The sequence below is a fragment of the Candidatus Enterococcus moelleringii genome (genome assembly GCF_017377575.1).
GTDB classification, from domain to species: domain Bacteria; phylum Bacillota; class Bacilli; order Lactobacillales; family Enterococcaceae; genus Enterococcus_A; species Enterococcus_A moelleringii.
The window spans coordinates 83,080-108,128 of the sequence record NZ_JAFREM010000008.1 but is presented as its reverse complement, the minus strand read 5'-3'; the positions used below and the strand labels follow the sequence as shown (position 1 = coordinate 108,128).

At 41.6% G+C, this 25,049-nt stretch carries 22 protein-coding genes and 1 riboswitch; of the genes, 2 read left to right on the top strand and 20 right to left on the bottom strand.

From position 1 onward, the window contains the following. Position 1: 1 nt before the first annotated feature. From purH to purC, 8 genes are read right to left on the bottom strand one after another with little or no spacing between them, the layout of a single operon-like run. Positions 2 to 1,537, bottom strand: coding sequence for a bifunctional phosphoribosylaminoimidazolecarboxamide formyltransferase/IMP cyclohydrolase (gene purH, locus JZO70_RS05075; RefSeq protein WP_207672462.1), 1,536 nt, complete (start codon positions 1,535 to 1,537; stop codon positions 2 to 4). Then, positions 1,534 to 2,106 carry a phosphoribosylglycinamide formyltransferase gene (gene purN, locus JZO70_RS05070; RefSeq protein ID WP_207672461.1) on the bottom strand — a complete coding sequence of 191 codons (573 nt, stop codon included), beginning with the start codon at positions 2,104 to 2,106 and terminating at the stop codon, positions 1,534 to 1,536. Before purN ends, purH begins: the two co-directional genes overlap by 4 nt. Then, positions 2,106 to 3,149, bottom strand: coding sequence for a phosphoribosylformylglycinamidine cyclo-ligase (gene purM / locus JZO70_RS05065; RefSeq protein ID WP_207672460.1), 1,044 nt, complete (start codon positions 3,147 to 3,149; stop codon positions 2,106 to 2,108). Before purM ends, purN begins: the two co-directional genes overlap by 1 nt. A 45-nt stretch (positions 3,150 to 3,194) precedes the next feature. Continuing rightward, positions 3,195 to 4,640 (bottom strand): amidophosphoribosyltransferase, encoded by a 1,446-nt coding sequence (gene purF, locus JZO70_RS05060; protein ID WP_207672459.1) that lies wholly within the window; start codon positions 4,638 to 4,640, stop codon positions 3,195 to 3,197. Next, positions 4,625 to 6,844 (bottom strand): phosphoribosylformylglycinamidine synthase subunit PurL, encoded by a 2,220-nt coding sequence (gene purL / locus JZO70_RS05055; RefSeq protein WP_207672458.1) that lies wholly within the window; start codon positions 6,842 to 6,844, stop codon positions 4,625 to 4,627. The genes purF and purL overlap by 16 nt, the downstream gene beginning before the upstream one ends. Continuing rightward, a complete protein-coding gene (purQ, locus tag JZO70_RS05050) occupies positions 6,844 to 7,524 on the bottom strand; it encodes a phosphoribosylformylglycinamidine synthase subunit PurQ (RefSeq protein ID WP_207672457.1) in 681 nt (226 codons plus the stop codon). Before purQ ends, purL begins: the two co-directional genes overlap by 1 nt. A 1-nt stretch (position 7,525) precedes the next feature. Continuing rightward, positions 7,526 to 7,780 carry a phosphoribosylformylglycinamidine synthase subunit PurS gene (gene purS, locus JZO70_RS05045; RefSeq protein ID WP_207672456.1) on the bottom strand — a complete coding sequence of 85 codons (255 nt, stop codon included), beginning with the start codon at positions 7,778 to 7,780 and terminating at the stop codon, positions 7,526 to 7,528. A 3-nt stretch (positions 7,781 to 7,783) separates the two neighbouring features. After that, entirely contained in the window at positions 7,784 to 8,503 is a 720-nt protein-coding gene (gene purC, locus JZO70_RS05040) for a phosphoribosylaminoimidazolesuccinocarboxamide synthase (protein WP_207672455.1), read from the bottom strand. A gap of 253 nt (positions 8,504 to 8,756) precedes the next feature. Between purC and JZO70_RS05035 the strand changes: the two genes are divergently transcribed. Continuing rightward, positions 8,757 to 9,128, top strand: a complete 372-nt coding sequence (locus tag JZO70_RS05035; protein WP_207672454.1) for a hypothetical protein — start codon at positions 8,757 to 8,759, stop codon at positions 9,126 to 9,128. A gap of 39 nt (positions 9,129 to 9,167) precedes the next feature. On the opposite strand, the gene purB is transcribed toward JZO70_RS05035, so the two are convergent. The 6 genes from purB to clpB form a co-directional block, all read right to left on the bottom strand. Continuing rightward, complete coding sequence (gene purB / locus JZO70_RS05030; protein WP_207672453.1) at positions 9,168 to 10,463, bottom strand: adenylosuccinate lyase; 1,296 nt, start codon at positions 10,461 to 10,463, stop codon at positions 9,168 to 9,170. Between the two features lie 12 nt (positions 10,464 to 10,475). Next, positions 10,476 to 11,597, bottom strand: a complete 1,122-nt coding sequence (purK, locus tag JZO70_RS05025) for a 5-(carboxyamino)imidazole ribonucleotide synthase (RefSeq protein WP_207672452.1) — start codon at positions 11,595 to 11,597, stop codon at positions 10,476 to 10,478. After that, positions 11,590 to 12,078 (bottom strand): 5-(carboxyamino)imidazole ribonucleotide mutase, encoded by a 489-nt coding sequence (purE, locus tag JZO70_RS05020; protein WP_207672451.1) that lies wholly within the window; start codon positions 12,076 to 12,078, stop codon positions 11,590 to 11,592. Before purE ends, purK begins: the two co-directional genes overlap by 8 nt. A 198-nt stretch (positions 12,079 to 12,276) precedes the next feature. After that, positions 12,277 to 13,605, bottom strand: coding sequence for a nucleobase:cation symporter-2 family protein (locus JZO70_RS05015; RefSeq protein WP_430748888.1), 1,329 nt, complete (start codon positions 13,603 to 13,605; stop codon positions 12,277 to 12,279). Continuing rightward, positions 13,602 to 14,183 (bottom strand): xanthine phosphoribosyltransferase, encoded by a 582-nt coding sequence (locus tag JZO70_RS05010; protein ID WP_207672449.1) that lies wholly within the window; start codon positions 14,181 to 14,183, stop codon positions 13,602 to 13,604. The genes JZO70_RS05015 and JZO70_RS05010 overlap by 4 nt, the downstream gene beginning before the upstream one ends. A gap of 76 nt (positions 14,184 to 14,259) precedes the next feature. After that, a riboswitch (purine riboswitch) is annotated at positions 14,260 to 14,357 on the bottom strand. Positions 14,358 to 14,450: 93 nt separating this feature from the next. Further along, positions 14,451 to 17,054 carry an ATP-dependent chaperone ClpB gene (gene clpB, locus JZO70_RS05005; protein WP_207672448.1) on the bottom strand — a complete coding sequence of 868 codons (2,604 nt, stop codon included), beginning with the start codon at positions 17,052 to 17,054 and terminating at the stop codon, positions 14,451 to 14,453. Between the two features lie 297 nt (positions 17,055 to 17,351). On the opposite strand from clpB, the gene JZO70_RS05000 reads away from it, so the two are divergent. Further along, a complete protein-coding gene (locus JZO70_RS05000) occupies positions 17,352 to 18,362 on the top strand; it encodes a zinc-binding alcohol dehydrogenase family protein (protein ID WP_207672447.1) in 1,011 nt (336 codons plus the stop codon). 38 nt (positions 18,363 to 18,400) lie between these two features. Here JZO70_RS05000 and JZO70_RS04995 read toward each other — a convergent pair whose 3' ends face one another. From JZO70_RS04995 to JZO70_RS04970, 6 genes are all read right to left on the bottom strand, one after another. Beyond that, positions 18,401 to 19,444 carry a lysylphosphatidylglycerol synthase transmembrane domain-containing protein gene (locus tag JZO70_RS04995; protein WP_207672446.1) on the bottom strand — a complete coding sequence of 348 codons (1,044 nt, stop codon included), beginning with the start codon at positions 19,442 to 19,444 and terminating at the stop codon, positions 18,401 to 18,403. A gap of 145 nt (positions 19,445 to 19,589) precedes the next feature. Then, positions 19,590 to 20,819 (bottom strand): peptidase T, encoded by a 1,230-nt coding sequence (gene pepT / locus JZO70_RS04990; protein ID WP_207672445.1) that lies wholly within the window; start codon positions 20,817 to 20,819, stop codon positions 19,590 to 19,592. A 22-nt stretch (positions 20,820 to 20,841) separates the two neighbouring features. Further along, complete coding sequence (locus JZO70_RS04985) at positions 20,842 to 21,957, bottom strand: Nif3-like dinuclear metal center hexameric protein (protein ID WP_207672444.1); 1,116 nt, start codon at positions 21,955 to 21,957, stop codon at positions 20,842 to 20,844. Continuing rightward, positions 21,944 to 22,654 (bottom strand): tRNA (adenine(22)-N(1))-methyltransferase, encoded by a 711-nt coding sequence (locus JZO70_RS04980; RefSeq protein WP_207672443.1) that lies wholly within the window; start codon positions 22,652 to 22,654, stop codon positions 21,944 to 21,946. Before JZO70_RS04980 ends, JZO70_RS04985 begins: the two co-directional genes overlap by 14 nt. Positions 22,655 to 22,770: 116 nt before the next feature. Beyond that, positions 22,771 to 23,697 (bottom strand): primosomal protein DnaI, encoded by a 927-nt coding sequence (gene dnaI, locus JZO70_RS04975; protein ID WP_207672442.1) that lies wholly within the window; start codon positions 23,695 to 23,697, stop codon positions 22,771 to 22,773. Beyond that, on the bottom strand, positions 23,697 to 25,022 hold the full coding sequence (locus tag JZO70_RS04970) for a DnaD domain protein (RefSeq protein ID WP_207672441.1): 1,326 nt from the start codon (positions 25,020 to 25,022) through the stop codon (positions 23,697 to 23,699). Before JZO70_RS04970 ends, dnaI begins: the two co-directional genes overlap by 1 nt. Between the last annotated feature and the right edge of the window lie 27 nt (positions 25,023 to 25,049).

Here is a 25,049-nt window from a genome sequence, read left to right as displayed (position 1 = left end):
ATTAATGTCTGAAGTGACGGCCGCCAGTGAAGACCATTGCCACGCCGTATTTATTGGCCATTGCAATTGAATCTTTGTCGCGAATACTGCCGCCAGGTTGAACGATCGCTTTGATTCCATGATTCGCTGCATATTCCACACTATCATCCATTGGGAAATAGGCATCGCTGGCTAAAACAGCACCATCCATTTTATCCTTGGCTTGTTCTAAAGCAATTTCTACGGAACCAACTCGGTTCATTTGTCCAGCACCGATACCCACAGTTTGTCGTTCGTTTGCTACCACAATCGCGTTAGATTTTACGTGTTTTACAGCTTTCCAAGCAAAGCTTAAAGCTTTCAGCTCTTCTTCTGTCGGTGTGCGGTCAGTGACCACTTCCCAGCTATCGCTAGCTTCAGTCACTAAGTCTTGATCTTGTACCAATAATCCACCTAAGACCGAAACCGTTTCTGGTGAATGATCTGCTTTCATTTGATCAAAGTCTAATTGCATCAGACGCAGATTTTTCTTGGTTGCCAACAAATCAAAAGCTTCTTGATCAAAGGCAGGAGCTACGATAATTTCCAAGAACAGCTTATGCATTTCTTCGGCTGTTTGTAAATCGATTGGACGATTCGCGATCAAAATACCCCCGAAAATTGATTTTGGATCTGCTTCATAAGCAAATTGATACGCTTCAGCAATAGTTTTGCCGCTGCCGATACCACAAGGATTCATGTGCTTCAAGGCAACCACTGTCGGTTCTTCAAATTCACGAACAATCCGTAATGCCGCATCCGCATCTTTAATATTGTTGTACGACAATTCTTTGCCGTGTAATTGCTTAGCGCTGGCAATTGAGAAAGGAACTGGTAAGGCTGATTGATAGAAAGAAGCCTTTTGATGACTGTTTTCACCATAACGTAATGACTGCTTCAGATCATAAGTCAGTGTTAACTTTTCTGGTTCAGCTTCATCGACTGCTTTCGTTAAGTAATCAGCGATCAACGCATCGTAGGCTGCTGTATGACGGAACACCTTAGCTGCCAGACGTTTACGTGTTTCTAAAGTGGTTTCTTTATTTTCCTTCAATTCACCCAAAACGACTTCGTAATCTTTTGGATCAACTACAACTGTTACTGCGCCAAAGTTTTTAGCAGCTGAACGCAGCATGCTTGGTCCGCCGATGTCAATATTTTCAATCGCTTCTTCTTCGGTCACACCGTCTTTGCTGATGGTTTCTTTAAAAGGATACAAATTCACGCAGACAAAATCAATCGGTTGAATATCGTGCTCTTTCATGGCATCCATATGGCTGGCTAAATCTCTGCGACCTAACAAACCGCCATGAATTTTCGGATGCAAAGTTTTCACGCGGCCGTCCATCATTTCTGGAAAGCCTGTCACTTCATCAATTGCCAAGGTAGCAATTCCAGCTTCGTCTAAAGCTTTTTTAGTTCCCCCGGTAGAAATGATTTCGATTCCTTGTTGGACTAAACCTTTTGTAAACTCTACGATTCCTGTTTTATCTGATACACTGATTAGTGCTCGTTTCATTTTGACGTCTCCTTTACAATTTCAGCAATTACTCGTGGATACAGCTGATGCTCCACTTGATGTATTTTTTCTTCTAATTGTTCCAATGTTTCCTCTGAATCCACCGCTACCGCTTCTTGCGCGATGATCGGACCAGTATCCACACCGCTATCGATGTAATGAACCGTCACCCCAGTTTCAGTGACCTTCGCTTCGAAAGCATCCTTAATCCCATGCAGTCCAGGGAAATTCGGCAGCAACGCTGGATGAATATTCACGATCCGATTCGGATAAGCTTCCAATAAGCCTTCCCCGATAATCCGCATATAGCCAGCCAAAACAATCAAATCCACTTGATGCTCCGCCAGCAATTCCAGCAAAGCAGCTTCATAAGCCTTTTTGTTTTCAAACTCTTTTAATTCAAAGGCCTCTGCTGGGATATTGTTGTTTTTTGCCCGTTCCAATACATAAGCATCCCGATGATCGGAAAACAACAGCACGATCTCAGCTGATATATCTCCAGCTTTGACGGCTTGAGCGATCGCTTCGAAGTTTGACCCATTGCCAGAGGCTAATACTGCTAATCTCATTAGTTGGCTCCTTTAAAGCTGATGGCTTCATCCTGACGTTCAGTTACCTGACCGATGGTATAGTAATCTTCTTTTAGCACTTTCAAAGTTTCCTCTACTTGGGCTGCTTTTTCCGGAGAAACAGCTAAGACCATGCCAATACCCATGTTGAAAATTTCATACATTTCCATAGCTGGGATTTCGCCGTATTTTTCCATTACATCAAAAATCGGCAATACCGGCCATGAACCTAAGTTAATCTCACAAGCCAAGTTATCCGGCAGCATGCGAGGAATATTTTCCACAAAACCGCCACCCGTTACGTGAGCAATCCCGTTAACTAATTCTTTTTTTACTAACGGCAACACAGCAGAAACATAGATTCTAGTTGGCGTCAGTAATTCGTCAGCCAGCTTTTTATCATTTAATTCTGGAATCTTTGCATCCACAGTTAGACCTTTTTGCTCAAAGAATATTTTACGAACTAACGAATAGCCATTTGAGTGAATACCGGAAGAAGGTAAGCCGATTAATACATCGCCGGCTTTGATCTTTTCGCCGGTAATCATTTGACTCTTTTCCGCAATACCCACGGTAAATCCAGCTAAATCATAATCATCTTCACCATACATACCAGGCATTTCAGCCGTTTCGCCGCCGATTAAGGCCGCTCCAGCTTGAACACAGCCCTCAGCTACGCCAGCGACTACCTGTTCCAAACGAGCTGGAACATTTTTGCCGGTAGCAATATAATCTAAAAAGTATAAAGGTTCAGCGCCTTGCGCCACGATATCGTTCACGCACATGGCCACACAATCAATCCCGATTTGATCATGCTGATCCGCTTGAATAGCTACCATCAATTTAGTCCCGACACCATCGGTACCAGAAACCAAAACTGGTTCTTTCACATCAAATTGACTCAAATCAAAACAACCGCCAAATCCACCTATGGCTCCCATAACACCCATTCGTTCTGTTCGTTTTACATGCTTTTTGATGCGTTCTACTACTTCATAACCAGCTTCTACATCCACACCGGCTTTTGCATACGCGTTTGCCACTTCATTCGCCCCTTTTTAATTAAAAGTTAGTCCTCTTGCTTAGTTCTATTTTAGAAAGAAAGATGTTTTTTCTTTTAGTGATGCTTGATACTGATCTTCATAATCATACAATGGGGTTGGGAAATCGCCGTTAAAATAAGCCATACACAAACCAGAATAAGGAGCATCAAAGTTCAAGCCGATGGATTGAATCAAGCCTTCTTCACTTAAAAAGGCTAAAGAATCAGCTTCAATACAGTCGCGAATTTCGTCAACCGTATGATTGGCTGCAATTAATTCTTTCCGGGTCTGAATATCAATCCCGTAAAAACATGGGTAGCGCAACGGAGGAGAAGCAATTCGTACGTGTACCTCTTTGGCTCCTGCTTCCTTCAATAAATTAACAATCCGGCGGCTAGTGGTTCCACGAACGATGGAATCATCTACCATAATCACCTTTTTGCCTTCAACGACACCGCTTACGGCTGAAAGCTTCATGCGGACACCTTGTTCCCGAAGTTCTTGTGTCGGTTGGATAAAGGTCCGAGCGACATATTGATTTTTCACCAAGCCCATTTCGTAAGGAATCCCTGATGCTTCAGCGTACCCGCTAGCTGCAGATAAGGAAGAGTTAGGAACCCCCACTACCATATCGGCATCAATAGGTGCTTCCATCGCTAAGGTTTTCCCCATTTTCTTTCTGGCACTATGAACATTCACGCCGGCGATATTAGAATCCGGACGAGCAAAGTAAATATATTCCATTGAACAAATCGCATGCTGGGTATCTTCTGTAAAACGATCCACGGTTAGACCTTCATCATTAATAATGATAATTTCACCAGGATTCACATCTTGAATGAACTCCGCGCCGACAACTTCTAAGGCACAGGTCTCTGAAGCAACCACATAGGCGCCGTTGACCATGCGACCAATTGACAACGGACGGAAACCGTTAGCATCTAGAGCAGCAACCATTGAATCTTCAGTCATCATTAAGTAGGCAAAGCCGCCTTTTACAGCGTTTAAAGATTCCTTTAACTGATCAAGGAATGTTTCCTTGTTACTCCGGCGAATCAAGTGCATTAAAATTTCTGTATCAGAGTTGGAATGAAGAATCGCTCCATCTTTTTCCAATTCTGTTCGTAGGCTTTTCGCGTTAGTCAAATTCCCGTTATGGGCTAAAGCTACGTCGCCGTCATAAAATTTGAATAAAAACGGTTGAATGTTATCTACACTGCCATTGCCTGCAGTCGCATAGCGGACGTGTCCAATCGCTGCTTGTCCAGTTAAGCTAGACAGCTGAGCGTCATCTTTAAACACTTCGGATAATAGTCCTAACCCGCGATAGCCTGTCAGTTTGCCTTGATCGTTTGCAACAATCCCGGCACCTTCTTGCCCACGATGCTGAAGACTATGCAAACCAAAATAAGTGACGCGGGAAGCATCTGGGTGACCCCAGATGCCGAATACGCCACATTCTTCATTTAAACTTCTTACTTCATAAGACATGGAATAGCTTCCTCCCATAAATCTGCCGCTTGCTTCGTTGCCACTTGAATTTTTGCATCTTCCACTTGGATTGCTAGTTCGCCATTGTCGGTTACTTCACCGACTAATCGGGCTTTATCTCCCATTGCTTCTTCAAAGGCCGCTTGGTTTTCTTTGGAAACAGAAACCACAAAGCGTGATTGAGTCTCAGCAAACAGATTTTCTTTTGGCATGTTCAATTTGGCAGTTACGCCAAGCTCATTCTTGAAGGTTGCCTCGGCAACTGCCACAGCTACGCCGCCTTCAGCGCAATCATGACAACTAGCTACTAAACCAGCTTTAATCGCTTTTAACATCGCTTCTTGATTGGCTTTTTCAGCTGCTAAATCAAAGTCCATGATTTTACCTTCAATACGGCCGATTTGCATTTTTTGAATTTCACTGCCGTTGAAGTCTGCTTTAGTTTCACCCACAACATACACCAAATCGCCAGCTTGTTTAAATTCTTGAGTGGTAATATGCTTCAAGTCTTCAATTAAACCAACCATACCGATCATCGGCGTTGGATAGATCGCTTTTCCGTTTGTTTCATTATAAAGAGAAACATTTCCAGAAATGACTGGCGTGTTTAATTCACGACAAGCTTCAGAAATACCGTCAGCCGAAGTCCATAGTTCCCAGAACACTTCTGGTTTTTCGGGCGAACCGTAGTTCAAGCAGTCAGTAATTGCTAAAGGTTGTCCACCTGAAGCTACGATATTCCGAGCCGCTTCTGCCACCGCAATTTGTCCGCCGATTTCTGGGTTTAGATACAAGAAACGAGCATTACAGTCCGTCGTCATAGCCAATGCTTTATTTGTACCGCGCACCCGTAATACGGCTGCGTCGCTTCCCGGACGAACCACAGTATTAGTACGTACTTGTGAGTCGTAGGTTTCATAAATCGAACGTTTTGAAGCAATCGTTGGCTGCTTCAATAATTTTAATAAGGTTTCCGTTGCATCACTTACTTCAGGTACAAAGTCAGCCATTGTCGCAAATTCTTTAATCCGTGCTGGTTCAGTCCGTTCATTTTCATAAACCGGCGCATCCTCAGCTAGCGCATCAACTGGCAAATTCGCTACTTCTACATCATGATGGTACAAACGATACAAACCATCATCAGTTACTTCACCGATCGTAACTGCATCTAATTCATATTTTTTAAACAATTCAACGACTTCTTCTTCATGTCCTTGTTCGACACAAATCAGCATCCGTTCTTGTGATTCAGACAGCATCATTTCGTATGGTGTCATGTTGGTTTCCCGTTGAGGCACATCATCCAAGTACAATTTCAACCCTGATCCAGCTTTTGAAGCCATTTCAGCACTAGATGAAACTAAACCAGCCGCACCCATGTCCTGAATCCCAACTAAAATATCTGCATGGTCCAAAATCAATTCCAGACAAGCTTCCAGCAATAGTTTTTCCATGAAAGGATCGCCCACTTGAACAGCTGAACGTTGTTGCTCTTCCCCTTCAACAAATTCTTCTGAAGCAAAAGTTGCCCCGTGGATACCATCGCGGCCTGTTTTAGCGCCAACATACATAATTGAGTTGCCCACGCCCTTAGCCTGGCCTTTTTGAATATCTTTATGGTCGATCAAGCCGACACACATCGCATTAACTAGCGGATTACCATCATAACAAGGATCAAAAGCTACTTCTCCTCCGACAGTTGGAATCCCAATACAGTTGCCGTAGCCGCTGATTCCAGCTACTACTTCTTCTAATAAATACTTCGTTCGTTCATTGTCTAATTCACCAAAACGCAGGGAATCCAAACAAGCAATCGGACGAGCACCCATACTGAAGATGTCGCGAATAATTCCGCCTACGCCAGTTGCTGCTCCTTCATAAGGCTCTACCGCAGATGGGTGATTATGACTTTCCGCCTTAAACACAACCGCCTGACCATCGCCAATATCAACAATCCCAGCACCTTCACCTGGTCCTTGCAATACTTGCTCTCCATCGGTTGGGAATTTTCGCAAAACTGGTTTTGAGTTTTTGTAAGAACAATGCTCGCTCCACATTACAGAAAACAAACCTGTTTCTGTATAGTTAGGCATCCGGCCGATAATGTCTTCTGAAATTAAGCGGTATTCTTCATCGGTTAAGCCCCATTCAGCATAAATACGCTGATCTTTAATCTGTTGTGGTGTCGGTTCTACGTTTATCATTAGTTAGCGGTCACCTTTCCGAAGTTGTTTAAAATAGAAGCAAAGAATTTTTTGCCATCCTCTGAGCCCAACAATTCTTCCATTGCCCGTTCTGGATGGGGCATCATACCTAGGACATTGCCTTCTTTATTAATAATACCGGCGATGTTTTCGATACTGCCGTTGATGTTGTCTCCTTCATAGGTAAAGACGATTTGATTGTTGGCTTTCAATTCCGCCAAGGTTTCTTCGTCACAATAGTAATTGCCTTCTCCATGAGCCACTGGAATTTGAATCACTTCGTCTTGTGCATATTCACTAGTGAATTTTGTTTGGGTATTCACAACTTTTAATGGCGTAATTTTACTGATAAATTTCAACGAATCATTTCTGCGCAATGCCCCTGGCAGCAGACCAGCTTCCGTTAAAATTTGGAATCCATTACAGGTACCAAAGACAGGCTTGCCTTCTTCAGCAAAACGAACGACTTCATTCATAATGTTGGCAAAACGAGCAATCGCGCCGCAACGTAAATAGTCGCCGTAAGAAAACCCTCCCGGCAATAATACGCCATCGAAGTCTTCTAAGCTGTCGGCATCATAGCGCACGTATTCGCAATCGGCTCCCATGATCTCTTTCATTGCCCAATACATATCCATGTCGCAGTTGGAACCAGGAAATACAATGACAGCAAATTTCATGCTAAACTTCCTCCATCTCAAGGATCTCAAAACGATACGTTTCCATGTTGACATTTGCTAATAACTTGTCACAAACTTCTTCAATCATTTCTTCCACTGAACGATCACTTTTAGCAACTTTCATCTCGAAGTATTTTCCGATACGGATTTCTTCGATTTCTTCGTAACCTAAACGGTGAACGGCTCCTTTTACGGCTTCTCCTTGAGGATCTAGAACTGACTCTTTATACGTGACATAAACTTTTACAAAATACATGGGTTAAGCTCCTTTTCGTTGGTTTAATCGGTTGTATACTTCTTGATAAACGGGAATGATATCCCCTAAATCACGGCGGTAAATATCTTTATCTAAGTGGTCGTTGGTAGTTAAGTCCCATAAACGGCAAGTATCCGGCGACACTTCATCGGCCAACAGGATTTCACCAGTTTCAGTACGACCAAATTCTAATTTAAAGTCGACCAGTTTTATTTTGATTTCAGTAAACAGTTTTTTTAGTGCTTCATTGACGTCCAGTGCCATTTGACGCAGCGTTTCGATTTCTTCAGCGGTTGCGATATCCAGCACTTTAATGTGATCTTCAGTGATCATTGGGTCGTCCAAGGCATCGTTTTTGAAGTAAAATTCAACGATTGGAAATTTTAGCGGGGTTCCTTCAGTAATTGCAAGGCGTTTTGCAAAGCTGCCAGCCGCAACATTGCGTACCACAACTTCAAGAGGGATGATTTCAACAGAACGGATTAATTGTTCTGTTTCTGACAGCTGTTTGATAAAATGGTTATCAATGCCCACTTCGTGAAGATAAGAAAAAATTAAACTTGTAATCTGATTGTTAAGTTCGCCTTTACCAGCAATTTGATCTTTCTTTGCTCCGTTTAAAGCAGTCGCTTGATTCAAGTATTCTACCCAAACAACTTTTGGATCATCGGTTTTGAACAACTGTTTCGCTTTGCCTTCATAGAGCAATGCCTCTTTTTTCACACGTAAACGCTCCTTTTTTGTGAACAATCTCTGAAAATTGACATAAATTGTTCGTTTTGCTTTCATTTATAGTTTAACAAGGTAAATTTTCCGGGTCAACGCTTTATCGTATATTGTAACCAAACTTTCTTGTCATCGTTCGTGTTTTACCTAACTTGATCTTGTGAGAAAACAAATTTAAACGAGAGAACGTTTACAATTGATTGTAAGGATGATATATTTTACTTGAGAGAATGATATCGGGGGAATGATTATGTTAGATCCACAGTCTGCTGCTCAAGAATTTATTGCCACACTATCTGAGCACGATCAACAATTACTACTTAATTCACTATTAGGCTTAAATGAAACCCATTCGTGCAATTGCAATGTCAGCTTTTATTCCTATCGCAACTTGAAGAAAATTTGGAATCCCAAACGTTCAGAATGTATGCAATCGTTGCATTTTAAAAACAATCATCAAGATGAATTAGTAATAACCCAATTGAAGGATCATTCATTTTTAAAGAACTCTTACCGGATCGAAATCCTGTACAATAATCATTCCTACGATTATTCGTTGATTTCTTCACTATTAGATTCTTTAAAACAAACCTACTTCATCGAAATGGAATCCTACGCATAGTAAAACCCGCATGTTTAAAAACATGCGGGCTTTTTTGTTCTATTTAATCCCAATCCGTTCGAATACTTGATCAACGTTCTTCAAATGATAGTTGTAGTCAAAAGCATCGTTTAAATCACTTTCAGATAGGACGCTGGTGATTTTTTCGTCAGCTTCCAGTAATGGACGGAAAGCTGTTTGGTTGTCCCAAGCGTATGCTGTTTTCGGTTGAACCAAGTCATAAGCTTCTTCACGAGTCATCCCGTTGTCAATCAGCTTCAACAATACTCGTTGGCTGTAAATCAAGCCATAGGTTGCATCCATATTGCGCTTCATGTTTTCAGGGAAGACCGTTAGATTCTTAACGATATTACCAAAACGATGCAGCATGTAATCCACTAAAATAGTCGTGTCAGGAACGATAATTCGCTCAGCTGATGAATGGGAAATGTCTCGTTCGTGCCATAAAGCAACATCTTCATAGGCTGTTACCATGTGCCCACGAACTACGCGCGCCAAACCAGTCATATTTTCTGAGCCGATTGGATTGCGTTTATGAGGCATTGCCGATGAACCTTTTTGTCCTTTGGCAAAGAACTCTTCCACTTCACGTGTTTCTGATTTTTGCAGGCCGCGAATTTCTGTGGCAAAGCGTTCAACAGAAGTTGCGATCAGTGCCAATGCAGAAAAATATTCAGCATGTAAATCTCTTGGCAATACTTGTGTTGAAATTTCTTGTGGGCGAATACCTAAATGTTCGCAAACATATTCTTCAACAAACGGCGGGATATTGGCAAAGGTGCCGACAGCTCCAGAAATTTTCCCAGCTTCGACCCCTTTTGCTGCGCGATCAAAACGTTCGATGTTACGCTTCATTTCAGAATACCAAGTCGCTAATTTCAAGCCAAAAGTCGTTGGCTCTGCATGTACACCGTGAGTACGTCCCATCATGACGGTATATTTGTGTTCTTTGGCTTTTTCACCAACGATGGTTAAAAAGTCAGCTAAATCTTTACGCAAAATATCATTGGCTTGCTTGTAAAGATAACCATAAGCAGTATCCACTACATCGGTACTAGTTAAACCATAATGAACCCATTTGCGTTCTTCACCTAATGTTTCTGACACAGCACGTGTGAAAGCCACCACATCATGTCTTGTTGATTGTTCAATTTCTAAAATACGGTCAATATCAAAATCAGCATTTTCCCGGATTTTTTTTACATCTTCTTTTGGAATGTCGCCTAGTTCAGCCCATGCTTCATCCGCTAAAATTTCAACTTCCAGCCAAGCACGGTAACGATTTTCATCGCTCCAAATTTCACCCATTTCAGGTCGTGTATAACGAGGTATCATGTTGTTCTCCTTTTAATCCCAGATTTCAGTATTTTTAATTTCTTTAAGTGTTCGATCTAAATCTTCCGTCAACAGGGTAATATGCCCCATTTTACGGCCTCTCTTCGCCATCGCTTTACCATAATAATGAAAATGCCAGTCCGGTTTTTCGTCAATAATCTCATAAGTACCTAAGAGATTTTCACCTAAAACGTTGACCATTACTGCATCTGACAGCAATCTTGGCTGAGCCAGCGGCCAACCGCAAATACCCCGGATGTGAGCATCAAATTGGCTCATGGAACAAGCTTCAATCGTATAGTGTCCTGAGTTATGAGGACGAGGAGCCATTTCATTTACATACAAAGCACCTGCTTTGGTTAAAAACATTTCGACACATAACGTGCCTACTAGTTCTACACCCTCAGCAATCACTTCAGCGATCCGTTTTGCTTCTTCGGCCACTGCTGGGTCGATTTGCGCCGGAGCAATCGTTTCATGCAAAATATTGTTGCGATGGATATTTTCCACCACTGGAAATGTCACATACTCGCCATAGCTGTTTCCAGCCACCAGCACTGACAATTCTTTTTCAAAAGGTATCCACGCTTCCAGCACACAAGTTCCTGAGCGCAGCAAATTCATGGAAGGTGCTAAGTCAGAAGTACCCTTCAGCACATATTGCCCATGTCCATCATAGCCGCCCCGTGTGGTTTTTAAAACACAAGGATAGCCGATGCCATCGATGGCATCTTGAATATCGGTGGGACTAATAATTGTCGCATAAGGCGCAATGACAATATTATTGCCTTCCAGAAATGCTTTTTCCATTAAGCGATCTTGGGTAATTGCTAATAAATCGGTGCCTTGAGGAATATTGGCACGATCGATGATCTGATTCAACGTATCCACGTCAACATTCTCAAATTCATAGGTAATTACTTGTGTACGCCGTGCCATCTCTTCTAATGCCGCCTGATCATCGTAAGGCGCAACAATATGCCAATCAGATACTTGAGCAGCCGGGCAGTCTTCCGTAGGATCAATAATCCCAGTCCGAAAACCCATTTCCTTTGCACTGATCGCCATCATTCGACCTAATTGACCGCCGCCAACGATTCCAATCGCAGCGCCCGGTTGTAATGGTTTAACCAAGTTGTTCACTACTTTCCAATACAGTATCTTTCATTTTCTGACGTTTGTTTTCTAAACGTTCAGCTATGTTTTCATCATACATTGAAAGCATCTGTGCCGCAAGTAGTCCTGCGTTAGTTGCACCAGCTTTTCCAATCGCTGTGGTGGCTACCGGAACACCGCCAGGCATTTGAACAATTGATAAAAGAGAATCCAAGCCGTTTAGAGCTTTTGATTGAACTGGCACTCCGATTACCGGCAAAGTAGTTTTAGCCGCAACCATCCCCGGCAAGTGAGCTGCTCCACCGGCTCCTGCGATAATAACCTTGATTCCTCTACCGCGAGCTTTTTCAGCAAATTCGAACATTAAGTCGGGGGTACGATGTGCTGATACTACCTGTTTTTCGTAAGAAATCTCAAGTTCATCCAAACTGTCGCAAGCGTGCTTCATTGTTTCCCAATCTGAGGTACTTCCCATGATAATCGCTACTTCTGGCTTCATAAGTTGCTCCTTTCATTTGTCATTCACATTCTAACAAGCAATCAAAATGAAGTCAAAACAATATTCGAATGATAAATGAATTTTTACATTTATCGTTCGTGTTTAACACTAACCTCTTACAAATTACTTAAGTCTCACGTACTAAACTAGTACCAATCAAAATAAAAACATGAGCCGCATTCGACCCATGTCTAAAATTTACGTATGAGAATGTGTTGCTTTAGTTGGTTCTGCGACAGCTTTTAGTTTGCGAGGATACCCATGGAAAACCAAATTCAAAACAATTGCCGAAAGGCTGCTCATGACTATTCCATTACCGGTAAACATTTGCACCGTCGCTGGCAATTGATTAAATAGAGTTGGCATCGCATTAAAGCCAAGGCCAAAGCCGATAGAAATGGCAATGATCAACAAATTCTTTTCATCATGGAAATCAACACTGGACAGCATCTTCATCCCTTGAACAGCTACCATGCCGAACATTACCAGCATTCCGCCGCCCAAAACTGGTTCAGGAATAATTTGCGCCAGTGCACCGATTTTCGGAAACAGCCCTAGAATAATCAAGAAAATGGCTGAGAAGTAAATTGGTCGCCGGGTTTTGATTCCCGATAGCTGAACTAGGCCGACATTTTGTGAAAAACCAGTATATGGGAATGTATTGAAAATTCCACCTAACACAACTGCCAAGCCTTCAGCTCGGTAACCGCGTTTTAAATCATCTTCTTGTACCTTTTGGCCTGTAATATCGCCTAATGCAAAGTACACACCTGTCGATTCCACCATGCTGACAATTGAGATAATAATCATTAACAAAATTGACGAAACATCAAAGGTAGGTGTTCCAAAGTAAAATGGTTGTGGCACATGTATTAAGGGAGCGTGACCGATTGTCGAAAAATCAACCAATCCTAATGCCATGGCTAGTAGTGTTCCGCCCACTAAACCAACTAAAACAGCAATCGAACGTACGAAGCCTTTACCAAAAATCTGAACGACTAAAATTAGTACAATGGTAACAAAGGCCAGCATTAGCAAGGTCGGATTGCCAAAATTAGCTGCCGCTGCATCGCCGCCGCCCATTTTAGTAATCGCCACTGGAATCAAGGTTAAGCCAATCGTGGTAATGACTGTTCCCGTTACAACTGGTGGAAATAATTTTTCCACCTTAGAGAAAAAGCCAGCAATCAATACGATGAAGACTCCGGCTGCAATAATTGAACCGTAAATTGCCCCGATACCTTTATTTTGACCGATTAAAATTAATGGAGCTACTGCTTGAATGGCACAGCCGAGAACCACTGGTAGTCCGATTCCGAAAAACTTATTGACGGTCAGCTGCAATAATGTAGCAATTCCGCACATAAAAATATCAATGGAAATCAAATACGTCATTTGTGATTCATTAAATCCTAAACCTGTTCCGATCAATAAAGGAACAGCTACCGCTCCGGCATACATCGCCAATAAGTGTTGCAGCCCTAGGACAGCGGCCTTTCCATTTCCATCTTGCGTTGACAAAATTATGCATCCTCCTCTAAAAATGCTACTTTTCCGTCATTTAGGGATGCAATTCTAGCCAGGGAAACCACAGAGATGCCCATGTCTTCTAATAATTGACGACCATCTTGGAAAGATTTTTCAATCAGAATACCAATACCGGCTACTTCAGCCCCGGCTTGCTGGCACAATTCAATTAAGCCTTTCGCTGCTTGGCCGTTTGCCAAGAAATCATCAATTAACAGGACGCGATCATCGTCGGACAAGAATTTACGAGAAATTGAAATAGTACTGGTTACTTGTTTCGTAAATGAATAGACTGAAGCCGTCAACAGCTCTTCATTCATGGTTAAGCTTTTAGACTTGCGGGCAAAAATCATTGGTACTCCTAATGCTTGCGCAGCGTAGACAGCCGGAGCAATGCCGGATGCTTCGATAGTGACAACCTTAGTAATCTTTTGATCAGCAAAAACTTCCGCAAACCGTTTGCCAGTAGCTTCCATCAACACTGGGTCTACTTGGTGAGTAACGAACTCATCCACTTTCAGTACACCCTCCGCCAATACTCGTCCATTCTTCTTAATGCGATCTGTTAATTCTTTCATGATTCTCTCCCTCTCTGTGGTCTTTTGTTTAAACAAAAGACGCACCCATTCTGCGAAAAAGCAAAAAAGGTACGCCAAACGTACGATTTTTGCTTATAGTCTTGCGTTTACGGCACAAGGTAGAAACTGTCATCCCTATCATGACGATATATAAGCATAAAAATATAGTAAGATTATCCACATTTTGAAAGAAAAAAGCAAGTAAAAATGGTCATTCATGAAAACTTTCATCACAAATTCACCATTCTCACTTGCCTTGCTAATGTTCTAGTCTTCGATCGGTTCGTTTTGGAAAGCCAATTGATCGGCCAACAACTCAATCGTTACCTTGGTTTTCGGTAATACCCGACCGGCAATGATTTCTTTTGCCAGCGGCGTTTCTACTTCACGGGTAATGAAGCGTTTCAACGGTCTTGCTCCGTATTGCGGCTCATAAGCATTTTCGGCAATCCAAGCTTTGGCGTGATCTGTAATCACTAATTGAATTTCTTGGTCTTCTAGACGCTGCGAAAGCTGTGCCACTAATTTTTCAACAATCCCTTTGACGTTTTCTAAGCTCAATGGCGTGAACAGAATCGTATCGTCAATCCGGTTCAAGAATTCCGGCTTGAAGTGTCCTCTCAGCAGGTTCATCACTTGCTCTTGAATCGGTTCAGGGATCTCACCATCGGCGGTTACACCGTCTAACAGCAACTGTGAACCGATGTTGCTGGTCATGATCATCACTGTGTTTTTGAAATCAACCACTCGACCCTTGGAATCAGTTAGGCGACCATCATCTAATACTTGCAGCAAAATATTGAAAACATCTGGATGAGCTTTTTCGATTTCGTCCAGTAAGATAATGGTATAAGGATTGCGGCGTACCGCTTCCGTCAATTGCCCGCCTTCTTCGTAACCAACATAGCCTGGAGGTGCCCCCACTAAACGTGACACTGCATGTTTCTCCATGTACTCACTCATGTCGATTCGGACCATATGATCTTCAGAATCAAATAAGTTTTCCGCTAACGCTTTGGCCAGCTCGGTTTTGCCGACACCTGTCGGTCCTAAGAATAAGAAGGAACCTAACGGACGATTTGGATCTTGTAATCCCGCTCGTGACCGTAAAACCGCATCGCTGACAGCATCAACTGCTTCATCCTGTCCAATCACTCGTTGGTGCAATGTACTGTTCAAGCTCAATAGTTTTTCTCTTTCCCCTTCTACCAGTTTTGTTACTGGAATTCCGGTTAAACGAGCGACTACTTGGGCGATTTCATTTTCAGTTACCGATTCCTGTACCATGCGGATATCGTTGGCTTCATTCTTAGCTTCCAATTCCGCCAATTCTTTTTCTAATTGTGGAATCGTGCCATGACGCAAAACGGCTGCTCTTTCCAAGTCATAGTTATTTTCCGCATCCTCTAATTCATGCTTGGCTTGATCGATTTCAGCCCGCTTGTTAGATACGACATTCACTTCTTCTTTTTCAGTTTCCCATTGCAGCTTCATGGCATTGGTTTCTTCCCGCAGATCTGCTAGCTCTTCTTGCAAATTGCTTAGCCGTTTTTTGCTGGCATCATCCGTTTCCTTTTTCAAGGCTGCTTCTTCAATTTCCAGCTGCATTAAACGGCGAGTCACTTGATCCAGCTCTGTAGGCATTGAGTTCATTTCCACCCGAATACTGGCACTGGCTTCATCCACTAAATCAATCGCCTTATCTGGTAAGAAACGATCCGTAATATAACGATCCGACAAAGTAGCCGCAGCTACCAGTGCATTGTCGTGAATATTTACACTGTGGTGAATTTCAAACCGTTCTTTTAGACCTCGCAAAATACTAATCGTATCTTGCACATTTGGTTCCTTTACCAGCACTTTTTGGAAACGACGTTCTAACGCCTTATCTTTTTCCATGTATTGGCGGTATTCATCTAATGTTGTTGCTCCGATTAGATGAAGCTCGCCACGAGCCAGCATCGGCTTCAGTAAATTGCCGGCATCCATGCTGCCTTCCGTCTTACCGGCTCCGACAATGTTATGAATTTCGTCGATGAACAACAAAATTTGCCCATCTGATTTTTTCACTTCTTTTAGAACCGATTTTAGCCGTTCTTCAAATTCACCCCGGAATTTTGCACCGGCAATCAATGATCCCATATCTAAAGAAAAAATAGTTTTGTCTTTTAGATTTTCTGGCACATCTTTACGAACAATTCGTTGAGCCAGACCTTCGACGATGGCTGTTTTACCAACACCTGGTTCGCCGATTAACACTGGATTGTTTTTTGTTTTCCGGGACAAAATCCGAATCACATCGCGAATTTCTTCATCCCGGCCAATAATTGGATCTTGCTTGCCGTTTTTGACTTGTTGAACCAAATCAACCCCGTATTTTTCTAGTGCTTTATAGGTTTCTTCTTGATTTTGAGAAGTCACACGATCCCCTCCCCTGATTTCTTCTATGTTCTTTTGGACTTCTTTTTTATTTAATCCTACCTGATTTAAGTATTTCGTCAAACGGTAGTTTTTCAAATTCATTAAGGCAAGTAAGACAATCTCAGTCGACAGGTACTCGTCTTGAAATTGCTCACGTAATTTGTCTGCTTCACTTAATAGCGAAAACAAGTTCTGACTAAGGTTTTGTCCATAACGCACATTTCCACCAGCAACAGATGGATACTCATCCAACGCTCGATCAACTTCTGCTTCAAAGGCATCGACATCTAATCCGGCATCAGTGTAAAAATTACGTCCAAAATGATTAGGCTGCAAAAATATCTTCCACAAATGAGCAATATCAATCTCTTGATGTTGGCGTGTTACCGCGATCTGCTGCGCTTCAGCGATTGCTTCCTGCAAGGTGGTGGTCATTTTTTCAATATTCATTTAATTACCTCCTTTGTCCTTTGAGGTTTCCCTCACACATAGAATTATACTCCTTTGGTCAAAATTGGTCAAAAATTTTCTATATAAAAAGCATAACTTTCGTAGAGTTTTAAGGAAAATGCTACAATTTTATTAGAGAGGAAAACTGGTCTACTTTTATCTGCTAGCCAGATAAAAATACAGGTAGTTGATTAAGGTCAATTATCGATTTAAAGGTATAGATGTAATAGCTATTCAAGAAATTTGACAATTTATTGGTAACAAAGAATACATTATTATTAGTAAGGAGCTGAGTAGATGATTTCTAGAGCAATTGGCTTTGAAAAAGGGTTCGAACTTGCAGATGGAAATTTTTTTGAGACTTTCGAAATTATGCTGCCCAAATTAACTGAGCATGACGTGATGGTTCAAAACATTGCGATTTCAATAAATCCTATAGATACTAAGCTGCGTCAGTCAGGAAAAGGAACCAAAGCACCGCATATTTTAGGCTTTGACAGTGTTGGAATTGTTACACAGGTTGGCGAACAGGTCCCTGATCTAGTGGCCGGTGACCGAGTGATCTTTTCCGGTACGACCAATCGTTATGGCAGCTACAGTGAGAAACAAATTGTCGATTCTCGCATTGCCGCCAAATTACCAGAAAATCTTTCCGCAGAAAAAGCAGCAGCCATGCCTCTAACCTTTTTGACTGCTTATGAATTATTATTTGAAAAAATGGATTTGAGTGCCAAAGAAAATAGCAACACCGGCGCCCTGTTAATTATTAACGGTGCTGGCGGAGTCGGATCCGTTATGATTCAATTGGCCAAATGGGCTGGATTAACAGTTATCGCTACAGCTTCACGACCTGAAACCATCCAATGGTGTGAGAACTTAGGTGCTGATTATGTCATCAACCATCGTAAAAACTTAACGAAACAATTAGACAAACTAGGGTTTGATTCACTACCATACATAGCCGTGCTGCATTCTGCCGACCGATACTATGATGAAATGTCCGAACTTTTAAGTCCTTTTGGCTACTTAGGTTCTACAGTGACTACTGCCAAAGACCACGATCTGGCAAAACTAAAAGAAAAATCCGGCAGCTTTGTCTGGGAGTACATGTTTGCAAAAACTGATTATGACTATCACATCGAATCTCAAGGACAAGCGCTTACCCTGCTGACCCAACTTTTGTCCAAAGAAAAAATTCAATCTACCTTAACCGAAACAATAGACGGCTTTTCACCTGAGGTCATTTATAACGCTCATCAAAAGGTCGAAACAAACCAGATGATTGGCAAATTGGTGATTCGCTATTAACATTTAGCAACATCAAGAAACCAAAAAGGAAGCTACGATTACTCGTCCACTTCCTTTTTGGTTTCTTTGGCTTCATCGAATTCAGTTTTTATTTCCTTTTGTTTAGTCACCAGCACATACACCATACCAATAAGAAAAGGCATTAAGTAGGTAGCGTAACGATACAGCAGCAATGACGACACTGCATCCACATCATCCACGATATGCTTGAATAATAAGACATAGACGAATTCTAGACCGCCAATTCCTCCCGGTGCCGGTAAGACCCCTCCTAAAGTAACGGTAAAACTAATAAGTGCAATGGATAAAGACATCGATAAATCTGGATAGCTCTGGCTCAAAATAAAGTAAGGAATGAAATACCAGACTGCTAATTTTGCCATATTGGAAGCAAATACTTTAACAACTACCTGTTTATTTTGAATGAAAGTTTGAATCGTCTCCCGTAACGAGTAAAATTGCAAATTCGCGCGATCAACCAGATCCCGCCAGCGCTGTTTTTTAAAGATACGATTAGAAATCTTTACAAAGACTACTTGGGCACTGACATTTAGACTGAATAAAAGCAGTACAGCAACAATTGCCATAGTTACCGACATACCGATTAATACCAGCATAATACCGTTGGGTACTTCTTCTTGGAGAACATCAGACTCTAAAAACAAAAAAACTACTGCCCAGATCATCACCGCAATTTTATAAGTAACCATTCGCAAAGCAGTTACGCCGGTTCCTTGAGAAAGCTTTAATTCCTTTTTACGATAGTAAATAACTTCAGCCACAATTGAGCCCGTTCCAAAAGTCACTACCCGATAAAAGGTAGCATAGGCAGACGCAAAGAATCCATCCATAATTGAAAACGATGGATTGTATTCGGCAGCAATGTTTTTTATTGTATAACCTTCAATCAACTGACTAAATACTCCCAAAGCGGTAACACCAGCTAAAATCGGCCAAGGTGTAGTGGTTAATTCTTCGAAAATCTCACCTAAAGAGTCACGGATTACGAAAATAATTAACCCAATAACCACCAAAAATAAGAAGATGTTTAAGAACAGCTTTCGATTGGGGGAAAGATTCATGGTAAACCCTCATTTTTCTGTTTTTTCTAGCCTATCATACTATTGGCGTTGGGGCAAAAGAACTAACCCAAAAAAGAAGCTTCTTACTCAAAATCTACAAAACGTTTCAACGATTTCGAGCAAGAGGCTTCCTAGCTAAATTGTTCTATTTTGCATTGTTTTCGATAATTTTAACAATCACATCCACAGCTTTTTCCATTGTTTGCAAGGAAACAAATTCAAAACGGCCGTGCATATTTTCGCCGCCAGCAAAAATATTTGGTGTTGGAATTCCCAAGAAGGAAATCTTTGATCCGTCTGTTCCACCGCGAATTGGTTCGATGACTGGTGTTACGTCAACTTCTTCCATCGCGCCTTTAGCCAAATCAATGACGGTCATATCTTTTTCAATGACTTCACCCATGTTGTAATATTGATCGTACATATCTACAACAACCCGTTCTGTATCGAACGGTTGGTTCATTTCTTTTTGAATCGCTAAAATCTGTTCTTTGCGCGCTTCAAATTTTTCCCGATCATGATCCCGAATGATATAGGTCATTTTCGCTTCTTCTACATTACCGTCCATCGCTAATAAATGATAGAAGCCTTCCCGACCTTCTGTTTTTTCCGGTCTTTCATCTTCTGGTAATTGGTTATGGAAATCAATCGCTAGTTGCAATGCATTGACCATCGTATTCTTTGCCGTACCAGGATGAACATTTTTACCTACCAAAGTAATTGTTGCTTGTGCCGCACTGAAGGTTTCAAATTGCAATTCACCTAATGGTCCGCCATCCATTGTGTAAGCAAAATCAGTATTGAACTGTTTCACGTCAAATTTATCAGCACCAATGCCGATTTCTTCGTCTGGACCAAAGCCAACACGAATATCGCCATGCTTAATTTCAGGATGCTTAATCAAATATTCCATAGCGGTCATAATTTCAGCAATACCAGATTTATCATCGGCACCTAAAAGAGTTGAGCCGTCGGTTGTAATCAAGGTTTGATCTTTATAGTTTTTCAAATTAGGAAAATCTTTCGTATTCAAAGTATATTTTCCGTCTTTGTCTAATTTGATCGTTGATTCACCGTCATAATTTTCAATGATTTGAGGGTTGACACCTTCAGCATTGAAATCAGCGGTATCCATATGGGCAATAAAACCAATTGTACGAACCTTTTCATCAATATTACTTGGCAAAGTGGCAATAACATACCCATTTGACTCGTTGTATATAATATCCTGCATCCCGATTTCTTCAAGTTCCTTCATCAACTCATGAGCAAAGGCTACTTGAGTTTGGGTAGTTGGAGTAGTCGTGCTGGTGGCATCCGAACGAGTTTCAGTTTTCACGTAACGTAAAAAACGTGGCAATAAATTTTCGTACATACTGCTTCTCTCCTCTGTAATTTTATTTAAAAGAAAAAGGATTGGTTGAGACTTCTGAGACAAAGAATGACACATTCCAATCCTCTTCGTCTTTCCATTGATTAAATAGTGCAACCATTTTTTCTTTGCACAGGGTTTCGATATAGTGACCTGGATCAATCACTACCATACCCGTTTCCTGCATATCGTGAGCGGTATGATAATAAACATCGCCAGTAATATAGACATCGGCATCTTGGCCAACAGCATCTTTATAAAATTTCTCAGCACTGCCGCCGCAAATTGCGACTTTCTGGATCATTTCTTTTGCTTGTTTTGGATAAACAACTCGCAGTCCTTCTAAATCAAAAGCCTTTTTCACCTGCTGCACAAATTCCTCTGTTGAAACAGGTTTTGCTAACTCTCCAATTCGCCCGATTCCATATTTCAGGGGTAAGTTATCTAATGTATACACATCATAAGCTGGCTCTTCATAAGGGTGAGCAGCCAACATTGCAGCCACTACCTGATTCTCAATTGTTTCTGGGAAGATCACTTCAATTTTACTTTCTTGAACCTGTTCCGGTTGATTCACTTCACCAATAGTCGGATTTGCACCTCCAACTGGAGTAAAGCGGCCTGTCCCAGATAAAGTATAAGAAGTTGCTTCATAGTTGCCCTGTTTACCAGCACCTGCTTTCGCTAACGCTGTCCGCATTTCTTTAGCCTGATCCATTGGTACATAAACTGCTAATTTCTTCATAGGGATCGAATGACTTTCAACTAAATAAGTCGTGTCCTCCACTCCCAATAATTCACAAAACCAATCATTTAGTCCATTAGGAATAATATCCATATTCGTATGAGCCGCGTAAACAGCAATATGATGTTTTAATAAATCAGCATACATCTTGGTCTGAACATCGTCGGTTACTAAACGATCAATCGGACGAAAAATTGGCGGATGCTTCACTACTAGTAAATCAATTTTTTTCTCAATGGCCTCAGCTACTACCGCTGGACGCACATCTAGGCTCATCATCACCCGCTGAATATCTTTGTTCAGGGTTCCAACATGCAACCCCACCGGATCACCGGGCTCGGCTAACCATTCGGGGCAATACTGGTTGAAACGCTCAATAAATTTACTTGCTTTCATCTAAGACCTCCTGAATCCATTGGATTTCTTGTTCTACCTGTGCAATTTTCTCAGCTAGCTGCTGATCGCTTCGTGCCAAATTTGCGCGTACTTTTTCCAGTTTTTCCAGTTGACGCTGCCACTTTTCTAAGAATATCGCTGAACGCTCCTGCAGTAAAAATGGTCCAAACAATAATTCCTGTGGTGTATACTCTGCTGCTGCTTCTAATTTTTCAGCAACAATCACTTCATAGACCTTGCGATGATCTTCTAGAATTTCCTCAGCAGTAATCGTATAACCTTCCACTGTCAGCCACTCTCTTAATTGTTTTTCACCTACATTAGGTTGAAGAATCAATTTTTCGCTACCCGATAAGCGTTGCAGATTTTTTCCGCGAGCTAAAATATCGCGAATCAGTACGCCGCCCATTCCGCAAATCGTTACAGCATCAACTTGATCTTCCAAAAATACAGCTTCCATTCCGTCTGCTAAGCGAACTTCAATTGATTCTCCCAGCCCATTTTTGGCTACTTGTCTTTGAGCCGCTTCATAAGGTCCTTGAACCACTTCACCAGCAATTGCATACTGAATTTTTTTGTTCAATACTAAAGCTACTGGTAAATAAGCATGGTCCGATCCAATATCTGCTAATCGAGCATCCTTCGGCACATAATCTGCCACTACTTGTAAGCGTGGCGATAATTCATTTGCGTTCATTCAGTCACTTCCTGTCTTTAATTATAGCACTCATCAAAAAAAGCACCCCAAAAAAAGACGAATCAACTTCGCTTTTTAATGGGGCATTCTGTTCTTTCACAGTAAATTCTCTTTTTTTAGCCATTCCGACGATTTTCACCGATCATCCAGACCTCTTTGCTTAAATAACGAATCCGTTCCATGATCCGTTTCGCCTTCAATGGTTCTTCATCACCGCGTTGGGTAACTGACAAATGTTCTTCTAACTGAAGCATGTCAAAATTAGATGAAAAGAAAGTCGGTAATTGTTCCTGCATCCGATATTGAAGAATAACACCTAAAATATCATCACGAATCCAGGCACTCATAGAGTCCGCACCAATGTCGTCAATCATTAAAACAGCTGACCGTTTTACATTGTCTAACTTCGGTCCAACTTTATCGGTAGAAATTGCCTGCTTCATCTCGCTGGCAAAGGTCGGAAAATGAACCAATGTGGTTTCATGACCTTTTACCGCCAATTCATGAGCCATCGCACCTAATAAATAGGTTTTCCCAACACCAAAATCTCCTACTAAGTACAAAGCTTTGTGGAAATCCTTTGGCGCTGCATGGTAAAGATTGATGAAATCCAAAGCGGCCTCTAAGGCTTCGCTTCTGCCAGAAGTCACTTCAAAAGTACGGATCGAAGCTTGACGAACATCTTTTGGCATATCCACAGAATTGATGCGATTGCGAATTTCTTCTTCTTTTTTGCGTTTTAATAATTCATCGGTTGGTACATAAGTCACATCAATGAAATGAAAGTTAAGCGCCAATTTAGGTTCGTAGCCAGGAGCAATCATGGTAGGATCATTAGTTAAAAATTTCTTCTTTTCTTGAACGAATTCGTACAGCTTAGCAAAGGATTTTTCAATATCGTCTTGTGTCAGCTTCGCTTTGTGTAACTCGATGAAACTGCGCACATCGGTATCCTGCAGTACCTCTTGCATCATTTCCCGATAGCGTCCATCCACACCGCGAGATTTTATGATTCGGTTCAATTCTTTTCCTACATCTTCCATCAGCTTTCACCCTCTTTGTTCAGATATTCTGCCAGCTTGCGGTTCAATTCAGCCTCTTTCTCCGGACTGATTCGTTTTTCTTTTGGCGGTTCTTTTATGTGTGATGGCAGCGTTTCTTTTCTGCCATAATTTTTGCGTGCTGCAGGACTCCGTCGACCAGTCGTATTTTTCTTAACTAGTTTTTGATCTGCTTGCCGCACATGCACGATCGCTTCTTCCGGTCGTTGAATTTTTCTCTGGGCCCAGTCATTAGCAATAGCATTCATGTAATTCTGATTTATCACAGCTTGATTTTGGATTACCAAAATATAATTAATTAAGATATTAACCACACTATTTGGGAATAGATGCCGACTCAACAAATCTTCAATCAAACGAATCTCTTGGTTGGTTTCGTAACCGCCCTTTTGCTGTTTAATTGCCTGCAAATACTTGATGGGTGGAATGGTTTCACTTTGACGAATAATTTCCAGCTCTGCCTTGGAAAAGTCGCCTGAGATCGTAGTAGCCGTTGAGGATTCTAATGGAGCTTCCACTGGAGCTGTCTTAGCTTGCTTTGTTTTTACGATCAAATTTCTCAAATAGCCTAGCTGAACTTGATTTCTTTCGCTGGATTTGACAGCAAAATCCAGCATTTCCATCTCGTCAATCCCATACATTTGATGCAAAGCATCAATTTTTTCCTGATCTCCTTCAGCTAAAGTCAAACTGAATTTTTTCAACTGCTGTTTGAAAAAGCTCCAGTCAAAGGTAGCAGCAGGTGATTCAGTCGCAATGAATTTGTCGTGAGTGTCATCAAACAACTCAGCATTTGCTTCAAAACGCGCTTCTTCAAAACGATAGACATCACGAAACCGTTTGGTTATATTAGTTAAGCCATCTGTCGGTACCGCTTTTGGTCGAAAGCGATCAACTAACCGTTGAAAACGCCGCTCACCGATTTTTTCCATCAGCAAATAACACATTAGAGCATCCTGAAAAAAAGCTGCTGGTGCCAATGGGTTCATTAATTGATAATACAATACTACCCCTAGTTCAGCATCTTCTTTTTGATAAGTAGTCATTAGACCGATGCCTTCAAGCCTTTCTCGAGCTTTTACCATTGCGGCCAATCCATTATCAATCGCTGCTAACAAATCAGCATGCATCAGCTGAGGACTTTTGCCTTCAGCTGTGATGTCACCTGACAAATTTAAATATAGGCTCAACGCTTCCCCGCCGATAATCGGCTGGTATAGAAAAAGCAACGCTTGCTGGCGGCTTTCATCCAGCTGAGGACTGCCGTAGACTGTATAAATCGTCGTTGGCTTTAATTCAGATGTCACAAACTAGCCCCCTAAATAAATCCTTGT

Bases quoted from the DNA above. Each gene is read 5' to 3' on its own strand.
- purH (WP_207672462.1), bottom strand. From the start codon at position 1,537: ATGAAACGAGCACTAATCAGTGTATCAGATAAAACAGGAATCGTAGAG.
- purN (WP_207672461.1), bottom strand. From the start codon at position 2,106: ATGAGATTAGCAGTATTAGCCTCTGGCAATGGGTCAAACTTCGAAGCG.
- purF (WP_207672459.1), bottom strand. From the start codon at position 4,640: ATGTCTTATGAAGTAAGAAGTTTAAATGAAGAATGTGGCGTATTCGGC.
- purL (WP_207672458.1), bottom strand. From the start codon at position 6,844: ATGATAAACGTAGAACCGACACCACAACAGATTAAAGATCAGCGTATT.
- purQ (WP_207672457.1), bottom strand. From the start codon at position 7,524: ATGAAATTTGCTGTCATTGTATTTCCTGGTTCCAACTGCGACATGGAT.
- purS (WP_207672456.1), bottom strand. From the start codon at position 7,780: ATGTATTTTGTAAAAGTTTATGTCACGTATAAAGAGTCAGTTCTAGAT.
- JZO70_RS05035 (WP_207672454.1), top strand. From the start codon at position 8,757: ATGTTAGATCCACAGTCTGCTGCTCAAGAATTTATTGCCACACTATCT.
- purB (WP_207672453.1), bottom strand. From the start codon at position 10,463: ATGATACCTCGTTATACACGACCTGAAATGGGTGAAATTTGGAGCGAT.
- purE (WP_207672451.1), bottom strand. From the start codon at position 12,078: ATGAAGCCAGAAGTAGCGATTATCATGGGAAGTACCTCAGATTGGGAA.
- JZO70_RS05010 (WP_207672449.1), bottom strand. From the start codon at position 14,183: ATGAAAGAATTAACAGATCGCATTAAGAAGAATGGACGAGTATTGGCG.
- clpB (WP_207672448.1), bottom strand. From the start codon at position 17,054: ATGAATATTGAAAAAATGACCACCACCTTGCAGGAAGCAATCGCTGAA.
- JZO70_RS05000 (WP_207672447.1), top strand. From the start codon at position 17,352: ATGATTTCTAGAGCAATTGGCTTTGAAAAAGGGTTCGAACTTGCAGAT.
- JZO70_RS04995 (WP_207672446.1), bottom strand. From the start codon at position 19,444: ATGAATCTTTCCCCCAATCGAAAGCTGTTCTTAAACATCTTCTTATTT.
- pepT (WP_207672445.1), bottom strand. From the start codon at position 20,819: ATGTACGAAAATTTATTGCCACGTTTTTTACGTTACGTGAAAACTGAA.
- JZO70_RS04985 (WP_207672444.1), bottom strand. From the start codon at position 21,957: ATGAAAGCAAGTAAATTTATTGAGCGTTTCAACCAGTATTGCCCCGAA.
- JZO70_RS04980 (WP_207672443.1), bottom strand. From the start codon at position 22,654: ATGAACGCAAATGAATTATCGCCACGCTTACAAGTAGTGGCAGATTAT.
- dnaI (WP_207672442.1), bottom strand. From the start codon at position 23,697: ATGGAAGATGTAGGAAAAGAATTGAACCGAATCATAAAATCTCGCGGT.